The following is a 19,102-nucleotide window of genomic DNA, read 5'->3' on the forward strand; positions in this document are numbered from 1 at the left end:
ATCTTCGAGTCAGGGTCGGGTCAACGCCGCGCCGGCAGACTGCATGCTCGTCGCATCGAATGCGCATCCAAGCCCTGCTTCGAGGAGCACCATCATGTGGATCGTCCGGCTGGCGTTACGCAGGCCCTATACGTTCGTCGTACTCGCACTGCTGATCTTCATCGCGGGGCCGCTCGCGCTGCTGCGCACGCCGACGGACATTTTCCCGAGCATCGACATTCCGGTCGTCAGCATCGTCTGGTCGTACAACGGCTTCTCCGCCGAGGACATGGCCAAGCGGATCACGTCGAACTACGAACGCGCGCTCACGTCCGACGTCGACGACATCGAGCACATCGAGTCGCAGTCGCTGAACGGCGTGTCGGTCGTGAAGATCTTCTTCCATCCGGGCGCCGACATCAATCGCGCGATCGCGGAAGCCGCGAGCAACGCCGCGTCGATCCTGCGCATCCTGCCGCCCGGCACGCTGCCGCCGAACATCATCACGTATAACGCGTCGACCGTGCCGATCCTGCAGCTCGGCCTGTCGAGCGACACGCTCCCCGAGCAGCAGCTGTACGACCTCGGCAACAGCTTCATCCGCACGCAGCTCGCGACCGTCCAGGGCGCGGCCGTGCCGCTGCCGTTCGGCGGCAAGATTCGCCAGATCGTCGTCGATCTCGATACGCGCGCGCTGCAGGCGAAGGGGCTCGCGCCGATCGACGTCGTCAACGCGATCAACGCGCAGAACCTGATCCTGCCGGGCGGCACCGCGAAGATCGGCACGCACGAATACAACGTGCAGATGAACGGCAGCACGCAGACGGTCGCCGCGCTGAACGACCTGCCGGTGAAGACGATCGGCGGTAATGTCGTCTATGTGCGCGACGTCGCGCACGTTCGCGACGGCTACGCGCCGCAGACCAACATCGTACGGGCGGACGGCAAGCGCGCGGCGCTGCTGACGGTCGAGAAGACCGGCAGCACGTCGACGCTGACGATCATCGACCAGGTGAAGACGATGCTGCCGAAGATCGCGGCCGGGCTGCCCAAGGCGCTGCACATTTCGCCGCTCGACGATCAGTCCGTGTTCGTGAAGGCGGCGGTCCAGGGCGTCGTGCGCGAGGCGCTGATCGCCGCGTGCCTGACCGCGCTGATGATCCTGCTGTTCCTCGGCAGCTGGCGCGCGACGCTGATCATCGCGATCACGATCCCGCTCGCGGTGCTCACGTCGCTGCTCGCGCTGTCCGTGCTCGGCCAGACCATCAACATCATGACGCTCGGCGGGCTCGCGCTCGCGGTCGGGATCCTCGTCGACGACGCGACCGTCGCGATCGAGAACATCACGCATCATCTCGAGCTCGGCGCGCCGCTCGAGGAGGCCATTCTGACCGGCGCGGGCGAAATCGCGGTGCCGACCTTCGTGTCGACGCTGTCGATCTGCATCGTGTTCGTACCGATGTTCCTGCTGACCGGCGTCGCGCGCTATCTGTTCGTGCCGCTCGCCGAAGCCGTGATCTTCGCGATGATCGCGTCGTACTTCTTCTCGCGCACGCTGGTGCCGACGCTCGCGATGGCGCTGATGCGCGCCAAAGGCAGCGGCCGGCCGCCGCGCGGCGTATTCGCGCGCATCGCACGTTTCCAGGCCGCGTTCGAGCATCGCTTCGAGGCCGTGCGGCTGCGCTATCGCGCGCTGCTGTCGGCGGCGATCGCACATCGCCGCCGCTTCGCGGCCGCGTTCCTGCTCGCCTGCGTCGCATCGACCGGCCTCTATGCGTTCGCCGGGCAGGACTTCTTCCCGTCGGTCGACACCGGCGAGATCCGCCTGCACCTGCGCGCGCCGACCGGCACGCGGATCGAGGAAACCGCGCGGCTGACCGACCAGGTCGAAGCAAAGATCCGCGGCGTGATTCCGGCGAACCAACTCGCCGGCGTGCTCGACAACATCGGCGTGCCGGTGAGCGGGATCAACCTCACGTACGACTCGTCGGACCCGATCGGCACCGAGGACGCCGACGTGCTCGTCACGCTGAAGCCGAATCACGCGTCGACCGCCGCGTACGTCGCGAAGCTGCGCAACGTGCTCGCGCAGTCGTTCCCCGGCGTGACGTTCGCGTTCCTGCCGGCCGACATCGTCAGCCAGATTCTGAATTTCGGGCTGCCCGCGCCGATCGACATCCAGATCGTCGGCAACAAGCTCGACCAGAACCGTGCGGTCGCGAACGCGCTGCTCGCGAAGCTGCGCGGTGTGCGCGGGCTCGTCGACGCGCGCATCCAGCAGCCCGGCGACGAACCGGCGATCAACGTGAACGTCGATCGCACGAAGGCGATCCAGGCCGGCCTCGAACAGCGCGACGTCGCGCAGAACCTGCTGATCGCACTGTCCGGCAGCTCGCAGACGACGCCGAACTTCTGGCTCGATCCGCGCAACGGCGTCAGCTACCCGGTGCTCGTGCAGACGCCGCAATACACGGTGAATTCGCTGCAGTCGCTCGCGAACGTGCCGCTGCCCGCCGGCACCGCCCGCTCGCCGCAGACGCCGGCCGGCGGCCCGGCCGCGGGCGTGCCCGCGCAGAACCTGCTCGGCTCGCTCGGCACGTTCTCGCGCGCGACGCAGCAGGCCGTGGTGTCGCACTACAACGTGCAACCCGTGCTCGACATCTTCGCGTCGGTGCAGGGGCGCGACCTCGGCGGCGTCACGGCCGACGTGACGAAGCTCGTCGACGCCGCGCGCGCGCAACTGCCGCCCGGTTCGTCGATCGTGCTGCGCGGCCAGGTGCAGGCGATGCACGAATCGTTCGCGGGCCTGCTCGGCGGCCTCGCGCTCGCGATCTCGCTGGTCTACCTGCTGATGGTCGTGAACTTCCAGTCGTGGCTCGATCCGCTCGTGATCGTCGGCGGGCTGCCCGCGTCGCTCGCCGGCATCGCGTGGATGCTGTTCGTCACGCGCACCACGCTGTCGGTGCCCGCGCTGACCGGCACGATCCTGTGCATCGGCATCGCGACCGCGAACAGCATTCTCGTCGTGAATTCGGCGCGCGAACTGCTCGCGGGCAGCGCATCGCCGTGGCAGGCCGCGCTCGACGCCGGCTTCAGCCGCTTCCGGCCCGTCGTGATGACCGCGCTCGCGATGCTGATCGGCATGTTGCCGATGGCGCTCGGCCTCGGCGACGGCGGCGAGCAGAACGCGCCGCTCGGCCGCGCGGTGATCGGCGGCCTCGCGTTCGGCACGGTGTCGACGCTGCTGTTCGTGCCGGTGCTGTTCGGCTTCGTCCACGCGTGGCTCGCGCGGCGTCGCGACGCCGCGGCTACCCGGCGCGCGCAGCATGCACCCGATACGCCGGCGCTGCGTTGAGCGCAGGCGCCCCACCTTTCCTATCCATCGATTCGCCCGACCCCGGACCCATCATGAACGACTCGATCGAACCCGTCGCGCCGCCGCCCGCCGCCGAAGCGGCCACCGCGGCCGCAGCCGTACCGCCCGCCGCCCGCGGCGGCGCCCCGACACCCCGCCGGCCCGCGGCCGCCGCAAGCTGGCCGTGCCGCTCGCGGCCGTCGCGCTCGCCGCCGCGCTGCTCGCGCTCGGCATCGTGCCGCGTATCGACGCACGCGCCGCGCAACGTGCGCAGGTGGCCGTGCAGCAGGCGCTGCCGGTGTCCATCGTCGTGCCCGGCGCGGCGCCGGCCGACCAGACGCTGACGTTGCCCGGCTCGGTCGCGCCCTATGCGGACGCATCGATCTATGCGCGCACGAGCGGCTATATCGCGCACTGGAGCGTCGATCTCGGCACGCACGTGAAGGCCGGCCAGACGCTCGCGCAGATCTCGGCGCCCGATCTCGACGCGCAGCTGCGCCAGGCGCGCGCCGACGAAGCGAGCGCGCAGGCGAACTACGACTATGCGAAATCGACCGCGCAGCGCTGGCAGGACATGCTGAAAACGCAGTCGGTGTCGCAGCAGGACACCGACACGAAGGTCGCGGACATGAACGCGAAGCGCGCGATGCTCGCGTCCGCGCAGGCGAACGTCGCGCACCTTGCCGAACTCGTGTCGTACGAGTCCGTCACCGCGCCGTTCGACGGCGTGATCACCGCACGCAACGTCGACGTCGGCACGCTGGTCACCGCGGGCGGCACGCCCGGCAGCCCCGGCCTGTCGGGCGAACTGTTCCATCTCGAACAGACGGACACGCTGCGCGTGTTCGTCGACGTGCCGCAGGACAGCGCGGCCGGCGTATCGACCGGCACGCCGGTCTACCTGACGACGCCGCAGTATCCGGGGCGGCGCGTTGCCGCGCGTGTCGCGCGCAGCGCGGGCGCGATCGATCCCGTCACGCGCACGCTGCGCGTCGAGATCGACGTCGACAACCGCGACGGCACGCTGATGCCCGGTGCGTATGCGCAGGCGCATCTCGTCTTGCCGAGCGCGGCGCCGGCGCTCGACCTGCCGGTCAGTGCGCTGCTGTTCCGCCCGAACGGCGTGACGGTCGCCACCGTCGGCGCGAACGGACGCACCGCGCTGAAGACCGTGCAGATCGGGCGCGATTTCGGCACGCGCGTGGAGATCGTCGCGGGGCTCGCGGCGACCGATCGCGTGATCGATAACCCGGGCGATGCGATCACGGCCGGGGAAGCCGTGAAGATCGTGGCGACTTCGCACGATGCGGCGCCGGTTGCGGCTTCGGCTGCTTCGGCTGCTTCGTCCGCGCAGGCCGCGCAACCGGCGCCCGCGACCGGTGCGCGCGACGTGCCGCCGCTGCGCGCGGCCGGCGTCGCACGCGCTGCTTCAACGCCCGCTCCGGCGCCCGCCCGCGGCTAACCCATCGACGACCACCCACGAGATGCCTGCCATGCGCCTTCTTCATCCGCTCCCGTTCGCTCGCCGCATCGTCGCGCTCGGCGCCGTCGCCACATTGACCGCCTGCTCGACGCTGCCGCCCTATTCGCCGCCCGCCGTCGCGGTGCCCGCGCACCGCGGGCGCGCCGGCCGCACCGGCCGCGCAAGCCGGCTGGCACGTCGCGATGCCCGCGGACGCCGCCGCGCGCGGCGCGTGGTGGACCGTGTTCGGCGATGCCGACCTGAACACGCTCGAAGCCCGCGTCGACGTGTCGAACCAGACGGTGAAGAAAGCCGTCGCCGATCTGCAGCAGGCACGCGCGATGGTCGACTATCAGCACGCCGGGTTCCTGCCGACGATCACGGCGGGCGTCGCGCAAAGCCGCTCGCGCGTGTCGCAGAACCGGCTCGGTTCGTCGCTCGCCGGCAAGACGACGCCCGACTACCAGGCCGGCGTGGCCGCGAGCTGGGAACCGGACGTATTCGGCCGCGTGCGCGACGCGGTGACCGGCGCGCAGGCGAATGCCGCCGCGAGCGCGGCCGACCTGCAGGCCGTGAAGCTGTCGGTCACGGCCGAACTCGCGACCGACTATTTCGCGCTGCGCTCGCTCGACACGCAGAAGCAGTTGCTCGATGACACGGTGCACGCGTACGCGGACGCGCTGACGCTGCTCAAGCAGCAACTCGCGGCCGGTGCGATCGACGCGTCGGCGGTTGCGCAAGCCGACACGCAGCTCGAATCGACGCGCACGCAGGACACCGACATCGACGCGTCGCGTGCGCAGTTGCAGCACGCGATCGCGACGCTCGTCGGCGAGAGCGCATCGACGTTCGCGCTGCCGCCGCGCGTGCAGGCGTTCCACGTGCCGGCCATTCCGGCCGGCGTGCCGTCGCAACTGCTCGAGCGGCGGCCCGACATCGCGGCGGCCGAGCGCCGTGTCGCGGCCGCGAACGCGCAGATCGGCGAGGCGCGCGCCGCGTTCTTTCCCGATCTGGTGCTGTCGGCGAGCGCCGGCCTCGAGAGTTCGTTCTTCGCGCCGTGGCTCGCCGCGCCGAGCCTGTTCTGGTCGCTCGGCCCGCAACTCGCCGGCACGCTGTTCGACGGCGGCCGCCGCAGCGCGTCGCTGCGCGGCGCGCATGCGCAATACGACGGCGCGGTCGCCGATTACCGGCAAACCGTGCTCGTCGCGTTCCAGCAGGTCGAGGATCAGTTGTCCGCGATCGGTGCGCTCGCATCCGAAGCCGGCAGCCAGCAACGCGCGACCGACGCAGCCGACCTGTCGCTGCGGCTGACGACGAATCGCTTCAATGCGGGCGCCGTCAGCTATCTGGACGTGGTGACCGCGCAGACGATCGCGCTGACGAACCGGCGCACGGCCGATCAGATCGACGCGCGGCGGATCGAGGCGGAAGTCGGGTTGCTGAAGGCATTGGGTGGTGGCTGGCAGACAGGGGCGAACGCAGGCTCTGGTGCGGAATCGAACACCGGCGTGAAGGAACACGCCGGGGCCGCGCAACCCGAACCCGCCGTCACGCCGCCGGCGGCTGGTTGAACCTGCAAGGAACGCGTGCCGCGCGCTATGCCCGCAAAAATCCTTTCGCGGCGCACTTGCGATGCTGTCTAGGGGAAACAAGCACTAGAGTCGCCCCACGGGGCTTCGGATGATGGTTATATTGTTGTGCACGCACCAATTTGTTGATCATCCGTTACGTGCACGCTATGCTTTTGTCACGAGTAGCGTTCCTCATTACGCCGCTCATGAACCAAATCCGACATTGCAAGCGCTTGAAGGCGCATTAGCAAAATCTTCGCGCATAAGTCCCCCGTTTTTTGCATGAGCGCAACGCGTGCAGACACAAAAAGAACGTCGCTCTCAGCCTTTGCTGACGGCACTACCACAAGTTTTCCCATTAGCCGTATCTGTGGTGACCGTTAGCAGAAACTTCGAACGGCAACAGCGATGGACCACGCTGTTGCTCGCCCCCGTTCAACCGGGCGCGACCGTCTGATGTGCGGCTTGGCTGGGCTGATTCGCTACGACGGCCAGGCGCCCGCACAGGTCGAGCGGGTGCTCGCCATGCGCGAGCGACAACGGCACCGTGGGCCAGACGGCCGGGGCTTATGGCATGACCAACACGCCGTGCTTGCTCACGACCGTTTGGCGCTACTCGACGCCGAGCATGGCGCGCAGCCGATGTGCAGTGCCGACCATCGTTACGTGCTGGTCTACAACGGTGAAATCTACAACTACGCTGAGCTTCGCCGCGAACTGAGCGCGCACTGGTCGTTCCGTACGAACACCGACACCGAGGTGGTGCTAGCCGCGTATGCGGTTTGGGGCGAAGTGTGTCTTCGGCGCTTCAACGGCATGTTCGCGTTCCTGGTGTGGGACACCCATCGTCAACGCGCCTTTGCCGCGCGCGACCGGCTGGGCGTCAAGCCGTTCGTTTACCTGCAACAGGGGCCGGAATTCCTGTTTGCGTCGGAGGCCAAAGGACTGCTGCCCGCGATGCAAGCGCCGCGTGCGAATATCGACGCCGTGCTGGAATACCTGGTGGCGCCGTTCTTCAGCGGCGTGGCGCAACCCATGTTCGAAGGCATGGCGTACCTGCCGCCCGGGCATCTGCTGCGCGTGGATCGCGATGGCTTGCAGCTGTCGCGCTGGGCGCCGGAGATTGCCGAAAACCCGGCCACCCGGGCCGACGATATCGCTCCCGCGCTGCGCGAGCGCCTCGCCGCAGCCGTCCAGCGCAGCTTGATCGCCGATACACCGGTCGGCCTGTTTTTCAGCGGTGGCCTCGACTCCACGCTGATCGGCGGCCTAGCGCGAGCGGCAGGTGCGACACCGCCCTGCTTCACCATTCGCTTTGAAGATCACCATCGCTACGACTACGCGCGTTCGCTGATCGTGGCTTCCGACGATCAACCTTTCGCCGAGCAGGCCGCCGATGAATTGGGTTTGCCACGTGAAGACGTCACACCGACGCGCTCGACACTCGCCCAGGATCTGCTGCAATTGGCCACGCAGAACGATGCACTGCCCGCGTGGGAACAGGAGCTGGCGCAACATTACCTGGCGCGAGCCGCCAGCACGCGCCTCAAGGCGGTATTGGTCGGCGATGCCGCCGATGAAACGCACTACGGCTATCACTTCTTGCTCGACCCGCACGCCACCCGTGACCCGACCCATATCCTGCAACGCTTGACCGCCGATCCCTATCTACGGCCCGGCCTGCTGGCGCAACCGTTGCAACACTACGGCGAGGTCTATCGCCAACTGGCGATCGCCGCCGGACACGATTGGCATACGCCCGCCTCACGTCTGCGCGCCACGCAATGGCTGGTGCGCCATCGTTGGTTGCAGCGGCTGTTGCATAACGGCGATATCCATGGGATGGCACATGGACTGGAAGCGCGCATCCCCTTCAGCGATACCGAAGTTCTGGACCTGGCTGCCACCATTCCGGCCGAACTGGCGCTACGTGATGGCGTGGAAAAGGCCATGTTGCGTGAAGCGTCGCGCGGTGCGTTGCCGGAAGCCGTGCGCCTGCGCAGGAAATCGGCCTTACCCAAGGATCAAGGCAACGGCGAGGCATTGCGCCAGCACACCCGCGAAATACTGGCTACGGACGCCGACCGCATCGCCGGCTTGCTCGACGTACCGCGGCTGCAGCGCCGCTGCGCCGATCCATCGCCGCTGAATGAGCAAGAACGCGCCATCATGTTTCGGGCGTGCTCGTTGGCTCACTGGTCGCGGGTTCACGGCGTGAGCATGCCATGAGGCGAGCCTCGTTTTGCGTGGTGCCCGAGAAGGAGCATCTCAATCTTTGTGTCGAACCCGCCGTCACGCTGCCGGCGGCCGGTTGAACGTGAGCACGAACCGCGTGTCGCGCGCGTCGCTTTCGACCTGCGCGGTGCCGCCGTGGAGTTCCATCACCGAGCGCACGATCGCAAGGCCGAGCCCGGCCGTGCCGCCCGGCACACCGCCGCTGCGCGCGGGGTCGCCGCGCACGAACCGGTCGAAGATCCGCGGCAGCAGCGCGGGATCGATCGGCTCGCCCGGATTCGCGACGACGACGCGCACCGCGTCCGGCGTTTCGTCGACAGCGAGCGTGATGACGCCACCGGCCGGCGTGTAACGCAGCGCGTTCGCGAGCAGGTTGCCCACCGCGCGACGAAACAGCTCGACGTCGGCGGTCAGTTGCCCGTGCCCGTCGACGCGCAGCGTCGAGCCCGCTTCGTCGGCGAGCCCCTCGAAATACTCGGCGATGCGCTCGAGTTCCTCGCGCACGTCGAATGCGCGCTGCCGCGTGACGAAGCTCGGGTGCTCGGCGCGCGCGAGAAACAGCACGTTCTCGATCATCCGCGCGAGACGGTCGTATTCCTCGAGATTCGATTCGAGCAGCGTCTGGTACTCGTCGACCGAACGCGGTCGCGCGAGCGCGACTTCGGTCGCGCCGCGCATGTTGTTCAGCGGCGTGCGCAAGTCGTGCGCGAGATCGGCGCTGAATTGCGACAGATGCGCGAACGCCTGCTGCAGGCGGCCGAGCATCGCGTTCTGCGCATCGACGAGCGCGCGCAGTTCGGGCGGCGCGCGCGACGCATCGAGCCGCGTGTCGAGCTTGTCGACCGTGATCCGGCCGGTGTCGTCGACGATCTCGCGCAGCGGCGCGAGCGCCTTGCGAATCAGCCAGTACCCGAGCAGCAGCGCGAACAGCGCGCCGAGCGCGCCGGCAAGCTTGAGCCGGTCGCGGTAGCCTTCGAGCAGATCGGCCCGGTCGTGCATGTTGCGCGCGATCGCGATGCGGATCGGCGTGCGGTCGCCGAGTGCGGCCTCGATCAGGACGCCGCGCATCGGCGTGCCGCCGCCGGCGGTCCATGTGACGAGCCGGTCGGCCGTGATCCGGTCGTTCGACGAAACCGGCACCGCGTGCGGCGCGAACAGCTGCGCGTCCGCCAGCGGAACGGATGCGGCCGCAGGCGCGTCGTCGAGCGCCGCGAGCCGGACGTTGTGGCGCGCGAGCACGTCGCCCTGCGCATCGACGACGACCATCGACAGCGCCTCGTTGCCCAGCACCTGGCTCGTGAGCCGCTCCGCGTGCGCGCGAACCGCGTCGAGCGACTCGAGTTCGCCCGCGAGCCGGCGCGTGTGACGCGCGGCCAGCACGATGTCGAGATCGTCCTGCGTGTTGACCTGTCGCTCGAGGCCCGCATACACGTATGCGCCGACGAGCGCGAACGCGGCGAGCGTGGTTGCGGCGAACGCGAGCGCGAGCGTCGCCGCAAGCGAGCGCGGGCGCGTCATGCGTCGTCCTTCGGTTCGAGCACGTAGCCCACGCCGCGCACGGTATGGATCAGCTTGACCGGGAACGCATCGTCGATCTTCGCGCGCAGGCGCCGGATCGCGACCTCGACGACGTTGGTGTCACTGTCGAAATTCATGTCCCACACGTACGACGCGATCTGCGTGCGGCTCAGCACCTCGCCCTGCCGGCGCGCGAGCAGCTGCAGCAGCGAGAATTCGCGCGGCGTCAGGTCGATCCGCGTGGCGCCGCGCTTCACGCGGCGGCGCACCACGTCGATTTCCAGATCGCCGACCACCAGGTGTTCGGTCTCGCGCGGCGGCCCGCGACGCGCGAGCGTGCGGATGCGGGCGAGCAGTTCGACGAACGCGAACGGCTTCACGAGGTAGTCGTCGGCGCCGAGTTCGAGGCCGTGCACACGGTCCTGCACGTCGTCGCGCGCGGTCAGGAACAGCACCGGCGTCGTGTGCGTTTCGCGCAGCCGCTTGAGCACGCCCCAGCCGTCGAGCACGGGCAGCATCACGTCGAGCACGATCACGTCGTAACGCTCTTCCTGCGCGAGCATCAGCCCTTCAGCGCCGTCCTTCGCGAGATCGACACTGAAGCCCGATTCCTCGAGCCCCTTCTTCAGGTACGCGCCCGTCTTCGGTTCGTCTTCGACTATCAGGATGCGCATCGCGGCTCCGTCGCATTCGTGGGGACATCCGGCGATGTTACCCGGAAACGGCGACACGGCTTCGCTCCGTGCAGGCGCGAACGGCGTAGATGACAAAACGGTAATCGGACGGTCAGCCTGGCGTGCGGTCGCGGCGCCAGACGGCAGATTCCCGCGCCGTCGGTCCTGACGCGCAACTTTTTCGACCAATTGCCGTGCGGTCGGCTATCGCAGGCGGTGCATCGCGCCCGTTCTCCGGCATTGAAAGGACTCGAGGAGATCCGGAAGGCCGCATGCCGAAGCAAGACCATTTTGATCGTATTAATAGATCAACATGTTCTCGGCGATCGCGTGCTTCAACTCCTTCAGAACAAGTGTGAGAAGACGAGATACCTGTATTTCGACATCGTCGCCGTCGAAAGTAACGAGCGCACTCACCCTGTTCCCTTCGATGCCGCCGAGCCAGTCGAGGTCTTGCGGGCGTGTCGACCACACCAGCAACGGCACGCCTCGCGGCAATCGACCCGATCGGCACTCCGCGCTCGTCTTCGCCGCATCGGGACCGTTACCCGGCATGAGCGACGCGCTCCATGCACGGTGTGCATCGACCGGATCGTCAATCTGGAGAAGCGCGACTTCCGGCATCGCCGTGAAGCACGCTACGGTCGCCAAAACCGCGGCAACGCCGAGGCTCGGATCAATGACGACACACACGCGGGCCCTCCCCGAAGGCGGCAACAGCCAATTCCACGTCGACGCGGCCGACGATACCGTGTCCAGTTTCCTTGCACTCATCCCGATCTCTCCTCGCATGTCGTCGAAACAGTCTCGGACCGCACCGGGCGAAGCAATCGCTCGACTGTGCGGGATTCTCTCGATGCGCCGCCTTATCGGAGATTCAATATTGATCGACAGCCGCGCAACGCCATCAAGCTCAGCACGCCGAGCAACATCAGGTAAAGCGCCGGCGATGCCAAATTGCCTGTCTGATGGATCAACGATGCGACGATCAGCGGCGCGAAACCGCCAAAAAGCGTGACGCCGATGTTGTAGCTGATGGCCATGCCCGTCGCTCGGGTTTCTGTCGGAAATACTTCCGCCATCAGCGCCGGCAGCGCGCCGAAATAGACCGCCTTCAGCGTCCCGATCCAGGCCATCATCGCAATGAGCCTTCCCAGATCGGGATGCGCGCCAAGCAATTTGAAAACCGGATAAATGGTCAGAATGAATGCCATCCCGGCCCAGATCATCAGCCTGACGCGGCCGATCCCGTCCGACAGATAGCCGACGAACGGCGTCACGAACGTCAGGATGGCGCCGGTCAACGTCGTTGCGATGAAGCCGAAACTGGCGGGCAGATGAAGCTCACGTACCGCGTAGGTCGGAATGTAAAGAATGACGTAGCTGGCGCCGGTGGAAAGGACGAGCGTACCGATCGCCAACAACATCCTGGCTTTCTGGTTGACGAACACTTCCCTTACCGGGAACGATTCGCGCTTTTCACGCGTTGCGCCGTCGGCCTCATGCACGTGCTTTCGCAGGTACAGGCCGACGGGGCCGATCAACACGCCAAAGAGAAACGGTATGCGCCAGCCCCATGCGTCGATGGCGTCTGCATCGAGCGTCAAGGTCAGGAGAACGCCGAAACCGGCCGCGAGCATATAGCTCAATCCCTGACTCGCGAACTGGAAGCTGGCGAACAATCCCTTGCGTTCGGGACACTGTTCCACCAGAAATGCAGTGGTACTGCCGAACTCGCCGCCCGCGGAAAAGCCCTGAAGCAGTCGAGCGCAGATGACCAGAATCGGTGCGATCACGCCGATCGACGCGTAACTCGGCGTCAGTGCGATCGTCGTCGTGCCGATCATCATCGTCACAATCGACACCATCATCGATGCCTTGCGACCGCGGCGATCCGCATACGAACCCAGCACGAGCGCGCCGATCGGCCTGGCCAAATACGAGATCGCGAACGTCCCGAACGTCAGAAGAAGGGAGACCCCGCTACTCGACGCCGGAAAGAAAGCCTTTGAAATCGAGATCGCGAAGAATCCATAAATCAGTATGTCGAACCACTCCAAGGCATTGCCGACCGTTGCGGCGGACACCAGTCGCAACACGTTTGGAGCCTGTTCTCTTGTGGGCGCGGCATCCACCATTTCCATCGTACGCATCTCATTCTCCGGTAACCTACGATAACAAGTGCATTAAAAATTGGCGTCTTATGCCTGGGCGACAAGCACTCCTTCCTTGCGCCGATCCCGGACGGCGGATGCCGACTCCCCGAGATCCCAAAATATGCCGGCCATGATCTGAAGCGCCTCACGCGCGACACTTCCAAGCAGGTGTTCGTTCGGTGCATGCTGCGAGCAGGCGCCGTATGAGTGCGGAATCCAGACCGTCGGAAGGCCCAGCACCTCGGAAAAGACGTCGTTGGGCAGCGACCCGCCAAGATTGGGCAGCAAATCCGGCTGCTTGCCGGTCGTCCGCTCGATCGAATCGAGCGCCCATGCGACCCACGGATCTTCCGGCGGCAGGCGCGTGGCGCCCATCCGCTCGCCGATGGCCACCTCGACCCGATCGAACCCGCATGCGTCGAGGCGATGCCGCAAGACTTCTTCGATACGCTCGCAATCCGTACCGACGACGTATCTGAGTTGGCAATGCGCGTGCGCAACGGGCGGAATCGCGCCGATCGGGCTGGTCGGGTTACCGGTGGTAAAGGCCAGTACTTCCAGCGCGTTCCATGCATAGACGCGCTCCTGGGCGGTCAAGCCAGGTTCGCCCCAATCGGCATCGACGTGAGGATCGTTGGGCCCGCCGCCGACGGCAATATGCTTCAGCGCAGTCCGCACCGCATCCGGAATATGCGTCGGCAACAGCGCGTCAACGAGGATCCGCCCCCGCCCGTCGACCAGCGACGAGATCGCGTTGGCGAGGACGGTGCCGGCATTGCCGAGCGCCCCGCCCCAATTTCCGGAATGATGTGCGCCCGACCGGAGCCGGACGGAAAGCGTGAAGTTGACGAACCCGCGCGACCCGAGAAAAACGCAAGGGACGTTCGATCTGGCCCGGGGGCCGTCCGAAGCGATCAGAATGTCGGCGGCGAGAAGGTCCTGGTTCTGCTCGCAGACCGCACGCAGCCCGGGCGATCCGGTCTCTTCCCCCATCTCGAGCAGCAGCGTCGCATTGAAACCCAGGCGTCGATGCCTGGCCGCGACGACTTGCTCCAGCGCGGCCAGGTTGATCGTGTGTTGCCCTTTGTTGTCCGCGGTGCCCCGCCCAAACCATCGGTCTCCTTCAACCGTGACGTTCCATGGCGACATCTGGTCCTTCCACTGTCCGTCATGGCCACGGACGACATCACCGTGCCCGTACATCAGGATCGTCGGAAGCGAGGGATCCTCGATACGCGTCGCAATCAAGAACGGCGCGCTCCCCGCAACCGGGTTCTCGACGATACGAGACTCGAAACCCATACGGTCGATCGACGGGACGATCTCGTCGGCGAGGTAGGCTCTGAGATCGTCGGCCCTTCCGGAATCCTGACTTTCCGTCATCATGTGGACGCGTCGCGCGAGATCTTTCAGGAAGCCCCCCGAATCGAAATATGTTGTGGCAGAGTCGATTGCTTGGCGGCGCGTCATGACGATCCTCGCGTGTATTGTGGAAGAGCGGTTTGTTCAAGCCTGATGGATCAAGCGTACGGAGCCAAAACGCGCACTACAATTGACTTTTTTGCGTGCCCTGCTTTCCAATAACGCAAACTTGGCGGCCGTCATGCACAACGCTGCACTCCGATACTTCCTTGCCGTTGCCAATACCGGTTCGCTGAGCGAGGCGTCCGAGAAGCTGCACGTTTCGATCTCGGCGATCAGCCGTCAGATGACGAAGCTCGAGGAGGAGGTCGGCTGCCCGCTGTTCGAGCGTCAGGCGCGGGGCATGGTCCCCAACAAGGCCGGGGAACTGTTGGCTGCGCATGTCCGACGAACCCTGCTCGAAGGTCAGCAGGTGATCGAGGAGATCAAGGCGCTGAACTCATTCGATCGGAGCACGATCCGCGTCTCGACGTCGGAGGCGTTTGCCCGGGATGTTCTCCCTCGCGCCATCACGCAATTTCTGGAAAAGTCGCCCGGTACCCGTTTCGAGGTGGCAGTGACAGCGCCGAAAGAGGTGACGGCACACGTCCGCACCGGCGAAGCCGATATCGGCCTGACGTTCGGTGTCGTACGAGAGCCGGAGATCAACGTCGAGTACACGCAGAGCGCACCCATTTGCGCGGTCATGCCCCGTTCTCACGCGCTGGCCGGGCGTGCGACGGTATCGATGGCGGAGTTGCGGAATTTCCCGATTGCGCTGCTTGACCGCGGCACGACGATCCGTCAGCTTTTCGATACGACGGCGAGCCTGGAGAATCTTCTCTTCGAGCCTGTCCTGACCTGCAACAACTCCAACATGCTGTATGCATTCACTCAAATGTCGGGGGTCGTGTCCCTGACGAGCCGCCTGACGGTGCAGGCGCGTCTGGCGACGGACGGTCTGGTAGCGATACCGATCGATCATCCGGGCATGTCGTTGCGTGCGATCCAGATCCAGACCTTGACCGGAAGAGTGTTGTCGACCGTATTGATCGACTTCGTTGGCGAATTGGTGAAGCAACTGCAAACGGCCGATTAGGTACACGGCGACGTCGCACTGTTGTCACGCCCAGTCCGAATCCCACGAACTGGGACAACAAAGAAACCACGACCCTGAGCAGGACCTCCTTTGCCGTCCGCCCAAGGACGCGCCTTTCTTTTGGTTACTTTTCTTTGGAAGACAAAGAAAAGTGACCGCCGCCCCGCGCAGGGGCGACGCTAGCAGACCGATAGCAAACAAATCCGCGGCGGAAGCATAGCTTGCAATGTGTCCGCCCAGTTCACCCTGCGCACGGTTGGCGCGAACCACCATCGCGAGCGCGTTCCACCGTATCAACGCCGCGATCCGCCGCTCGAGGTGCAGATCGCCCGGATAGGCCGGCTGCTCGTCGGGCGCCACGGTATTGACGTACGGCGTGACCAGCGGCGGCCGCCACGCGACGCGACGGGTGTGTGCATGCGCCAACAACGAGTCGAGAAGATGGCGTGCACGTGCGTTGCCTTGATCGCCGCCCCACGCATGCAACACGCCATCGAGCGCGTCGCACCATTCCCTGAGTTCCTCCGGGTCGGGATCCGTCATCGTGCTGGTCGGAAGTCGATTCTGCATGTCCATACTTGGCGCCCCGAATTGGCGATATGCACGCCGCGTTCCGACTTCACTTGCAGTCGTAACGCGGCCAAAGCCTCAACCGTTCTTGAACAGGAAGCTGTATGCGTTCAATGCGGGGACACCGCCGAGGTGCGCATACAAGACCCGGGACCCTTCCGGAAACTCGCCGCGGCGCACCCTATCGATCATTCCGTGCATCGACTTGCCTTCATAAACCGGGTCGGTCAGCATTCCCTCGGTCTTCGCGCACAGTCGAATCGCTTCGAGCGTCCCTTCCGACGGCAGGCCGTATTCAGGGCCGCCGTAGCGCGTATCGAGCACCACGTCCGCGTCCTCGATCGGCCGCTCGAGTTCCACGAGATCGGCGGTCTGGCGTGCGATGCGAAGAATCTGCTCGCGCGTCTGCTCGGGTTTGGCCGACGCATCGATACCGATCACGCGATCCGCGCGTCCATCCGCCGCGAACCCGACGACCATGCCGGCCTGCGTGCTTCCGGTCACCGAACACACGACGATGTAGTCGAACTTGAATCCGAGTTCAGCTTCCTGGGCGCGCACTTCCTCCGCGAAACCGACGAACCCGAGGCCGCCAAGCCGATGCTCGGAACAACCGGCGGGGATCGGATACGGCTTCCCGCCCGCGTTGCGGACACTCTCCAGCGCCTCTTCCCAACTCGGGCGAATGCCGATGTCGAAGCCGTCGCTGACCAGCCGAACGTCGGCGCCCATCATGCGGGACATCTGAATGTTGCCGACGCGGTCATACACAGCATCCGAGTAGTTGACCCAGTTTTCTTGAACCAGCACGCATTTCAGGCCAAGATGAGCCGCGACTGCCGCGACCTGACGCGTCTGGTTCGACTGGATGCCACCAATCGATACCAGCGTGTCGGCGCCGCTCGCCAGCACGTCCGGCACGATGTACTCGAGCTTGCGGGTCTTGTTGCCGCCGAACGCCAGGCCGCTGTTGCAGTCTTCGCGTTTTGCATAGAGCTGCACTTTGCCGCCCAGCGCCTTGCCGAGGCGCGGCAACTCATGAATGGGGGTGGGTCCGAAGGTCAGCTTGTGGCGGGGAAAGCGATCGAGGTTCACGGAGGTTCTCCGAAAGATGGGCGGTGGGTTCGGACGCCTGTCGTCAGGGCGACCGGGCATGAAGAAATTCTAGTGAAATACCCTCGAAACGTGGTTGCAAACATATTTCCTCCTCCGTGCTTTGAAATACAATTTTCCCCATCCCGACGAACGCAAATTTTTTCGAATCGATGAAATCGACAACAAAATTTCTCGACAAATCGCACCCGGCGGACGCGAGCCACGTCGAACTTGACCGTACGGACAAAGCGATCCTGCGCGCCCTTCAGAAGGACGCGTCGATCTCGAACGTCGCGCTGGCGGCGAAGGTGAATTTGAGTGCGCCGGCCTGTTTGCGCCGCGTCGAACGGCTCAAGAGCCTCGGTTTGATCCGAGGAATCGTCGCGTTGCTCAACGCGCCTGCCCTCGACGCGGGCATGGTCGTCATCATCGGGGTCGTGCTGGATCGATCGACGCCCGAATCCTTTGCCGCGTTTGAAAAAGCGGCACAGAACGTATCCGGCTGCATGGAATGCCATGTGGTGACCGGCGAGTTCGACTACTTCATGATGCTGCGCACCCGCGACAGCGAAAGCTTCAACCGGCTCCATGCCGAGCAACTGCTTTATCTGCCCGGCGTGCGTCAGATTCGGACTTTCATGGTGCTCAAGCAGGTTTTTTCTTCGACGCAGATCGCCATATAGCGGCTGAGACAGGCGGGCCCTTTCCTGTACACGCTGGAACGCACCGGCGACAATCGCGCGGAAGCGGGTCCGGCCGACTCGCGGCACGCGAAGGCGACACGCGGTCGCTCAGTGCGCCGCGGTTCGCGAGCGCCGGACGAAGCGGCGCGACCGACACCGGGCCGGCCAGCGCCGCCAACTCATGCGTTACCGCTCGCTCGAGCCGACGCGGTCGACCCACCCGCGGTAGAACGCGCGGTACTTGAGCACGAGCTTGTCGTACTTGCTGTAAGCGCCGCCGCCGTCCGGCTTCATCCCGTTCCAGATCTTGACGTCGTACCCCGCGGCCTGCCGGGTCTGGAGCCCGAACAGCACGTAGTCGGTCGCGCGGCGCAGGACGCCGCCCACCTTCCTGATCGAGATCAGCATGTGCATGACGTTCTTGCCGTCGCTCACCGGCGTCACGCACTGGAGCAGCTTGTACTTGACGTCTCCGTCCAGCGCGACGGTCATCACGCACCCGCCGGGGTAGCCGTCGAAGTGCAGGTTCATCTGCGACATGTTCAGGCCCAGCGCGCGCGACAGCATGCCGAGGGGCCCGAAGTACCGGTTTACGGTGAAGTCGATCCCGGCGCCGAACCACGCACCGGCCCTTGCCAGCGGCTCGACCTCCGGCCACGCGCGCCAATCGTCGAAGAGCTTGAGCTCGAAAGCCGAGATGGGGAGCGCGTGGACGGGGGTCGCGTGCTGCGCGTCGTAGAAGTTCTCGACGATCCGCAACACCGCCGTGGTCGTCTCGAACGCGAAGTGCACGTGCATGAAGTCGCCGTTGTCGACGTCGGCCGCGGCGATTTCAGGCAGCGGGTGCTGCGGCTGCGGAGAGCCGTACCAGACCCACACGTAGCCGTACCGCTCGACGGCGACCCACGTCGGCTGGCGCGCCCCGCGCGGCACCGGCTCCAGGCGCTGCACCGCCGCACTGTGGCCGGGAATGTGCGCGCACTGGCCGTGCTCGTCGTACCGCCAGTGGTGAAACGGGCACTGGATGCACCCATCCTTGATCTGCCCGTCGGCCAGGTTCGCGCCAAGATGCGCGCAGTGGCGGTCCATCACCACGGCGCGGCCCGTCGTGCCGCGCCACGCGACACATGGCCGACCGAAGAGCGTCAACGCGGTCGGCTTGTCCTTGAGGTCGTCCGAGCGCATCGCGACGTACCAGCTCGCGGCCACGCGCGTGGTCGCGTCATACGCCGCCGACGGATGCTCGCTGGCGCGCACTTGATTCAATTGAACGTCGTCTATCATTTTCATTCCGGGGTCGGTCG

At 65.7% G+C, this 19,102-nt stretch carries 11 protein-coding genes and 3 pseudogenes; 6 read left to right on the forward strand and 8 right to left on the reverse strand.

Annotation, left to right across the window (positions count from 1 at the left end; translation table 11 throughout):
• The first annotated feature begins 94 nt into the window (after positions 1 to 94).
• The 4 genes and pseudogenes from JYG37_RS33265 (at position 95) to asnB (ending at position 8,596) form a co-directional block, all read left to right on the forward strand.
• Positions 95 to 3,334, forward strand: coding sequence for an efflux RND transporter permease subunit (locus JYG37_RS33265; RefSeq protein ID WP_213346765.1), 3,240 nt, complete (start codon positions 95 to 97; stop codon positions 3,332 to 3,334).
• Positions 3,335 to 3,387: 53 nt separating this feature from the next.
• Positions 3,388 to 4,796 (forward strand): annotated as a pseudogene (locus JYG37_RS33270) (efflux RND transporter periplasmic adaptor subunit).
• Positions 4,797 to 4,827: 31 nt separating this feature from the next.
• A pseudogene (locus tag JYG37_RS33275) lies at positions 4,828 to 6,367 on the forward strand (efflux transporter outer membrane subunit).
• Between the two features lie 408 nt (positions 6,368 to 6,775).
• On the forward strand, positions 6,776 to 8,596 hold the full coding sequence (asnB, locus tag JYG37_RS33280; protein ID WP_124557418.1) for an asparagine synthase (glutamine-hydrolyzing): 1,821 nt from the start codon (positions 6,776 to 6,778) through the stop codon (positions 8,594 to 8,596).
• Positions 8,597 to 8,659: 63 nt separating this feature from the next.
• Here asnB and JYG37_RS33285 read toward each other — a convergent pair whose 3' ends face one another.
• The 5 genes from JYG37_RS33285 to JYG37_RS33305 all read right to left on the reverse strand — a co-directional run bounded on the left by JYG37_RS33285 (position 8,660) and on the right by JYG37_RS33305 (position 14,420).
• Positions 8,660 to 10,120, reverse strand: coding sequence for a heavy metal sensor histidine kinase (locus JYG37_RS33285; RefSeq protein ID WP_124631899.1), 1,461 nt, complete (start codon positions 10,118 to 10,120; stop codon positions 8,660 to 8,662).
• Positions 10,117 to 10,794 carry a heavy metal response regulator transcription factor gene (locus JYG37_RS33290; RefSeq protein ID WP_050014215.1) on the reverse strand — a complete coding sequence of 226 codons (678 nt, stop codon included), beginning with the start codon at positions 10,792 to 10,794 and terminating at the stop codon, positions 10,117 to 10,119. Before JYG37_RS33290 ends, JYG37_RS33285 begins: the two co-directional genes overlap by 4 nt.
• Positions 10,795 to 11,094: 300 nt before the next feature.
• Positions 11,095 to 11,568, reverse strand: a complete 474-nt coding sequence (locus JYG37_RS33295; RefSeq protein ID WP_213346767.1) for a hypothetical protein — start codon at positions 11,566 to 11,568, stop codon at positions 11,095 to 11,097.
• A 92-nt stretch (positions 11,569 to 11,660) separates the two neighbouring features.
• On the reverse strand, positions 11,661 to 12,947 hold the full coding sequence (locus JYG37_RS33300) for an MFS transporter (protein WP_213346770.1): 1,287 nt from the start codon (positions 12,945 to 12,947) through the stop codon (positions 11,661 to 11,663).
• A gap of 48 nt (positions 12,948 to 12,995) precedes the next feature.
• A complete protein-coding gene (locus tag JYG37_RS33305; RefSeq protein ID WP_089490270.1) occupies positions 12,996 to 14,420 on the reverse strand; it encodes a M20 family metallopeptidase in 1,425 nt (474 codons plus the stop codon).
• A 133-nt stretch (positions 14,421 to 14,553) separates the two neighbouring features.
• Here JYG37_RS33305 and JYG37_RS33310 point away from each other — a divergent pair, with 133 nt between their 5' ends.
• A complete protein-coding gene (locus tag JYG37_RS33310; RefSeq protein ID WP_124557414.1) occupies positions 14,554 to 15,450 on the forward strand; it encodes a LysR family transcriptional regulator in 897 nt (298 codons plus the stop codon).
• 186 nt (positions 15,451 to 15,636) lie between these two features.
• On the opposite strand, the pseudogene JYG37_RS33315 reads toward JYG37_RS33310, so the two are convergent.
• Both JYG37_RS33315 and JYG37_RS33320 read right to left on the reverse strand, forming a co-directional pair.
• Positions 15,637 to 16,026: pseudogene (locus JYG37_RS33315) on the reverse strand (pyruvate dehydrogenase E1 component-related protein); the annotation flags it as partial.
• 72 nt (positions 16,027 to 16,098) lie between these two features.
• Complete coding sequence (locus JYG37_RS33320; protein ID WP_050014211.1) at positions 16,099 to 17,115, reverse strand: 1-aminocyclopropane-1-carboxylate deaminase; 1,017 nt, start codon at positions 17,113 to 17,115, stop codon at positions 16,099 to 16,101.
• Positions 17,116 to 17,285: 170 nt separating this feature from the next.
• Here JYG37_RS33320 and JYG37_RS33325 point away from each other — a divergent pair, with 170 nt between their 5' ends.
• A complete protein-coding gene (locus JYG37_RS33325; protein WP_050014210.1) occupies positions 17,286 to 17,798 on the forward strand; it encodes an Lrp/AsnC family transcriptional regulator in 513 nt (170 codons plus the stop codon).
• Between the two features lie 186 nt (positions 17,799 to 17,984).
• On the opposite strand, the gene prnD is transcribed toward JYG37_RS33325, so the two are convergent.
• On the reverse strand, positions 17,985 to 19,079 hold the full coding sequence (gene prnD / locus JYG37_RS33330; protein WP_124631910.1) for an aminopyrrolnitrin oxygenase PrnD: 1,095 nt from the start codon (positions 19,077 to 19,079) through the stop codon (positions 17,985 to 17,987).
• Between the last annotated feature and the right edge of the window lie 23 nt (positions 19,080 to 19,102).

The sequence above is a fragment of the Burkholderia sp. LAS2 genome (assembly GCF_018417615.1).
Classification (GTDB): Bacteria; Pseudomonadota; Gammaproteobacteria; order Burkholderiales; family Burkholderiaceae; genus Burkholderia; species Burkholderia sola.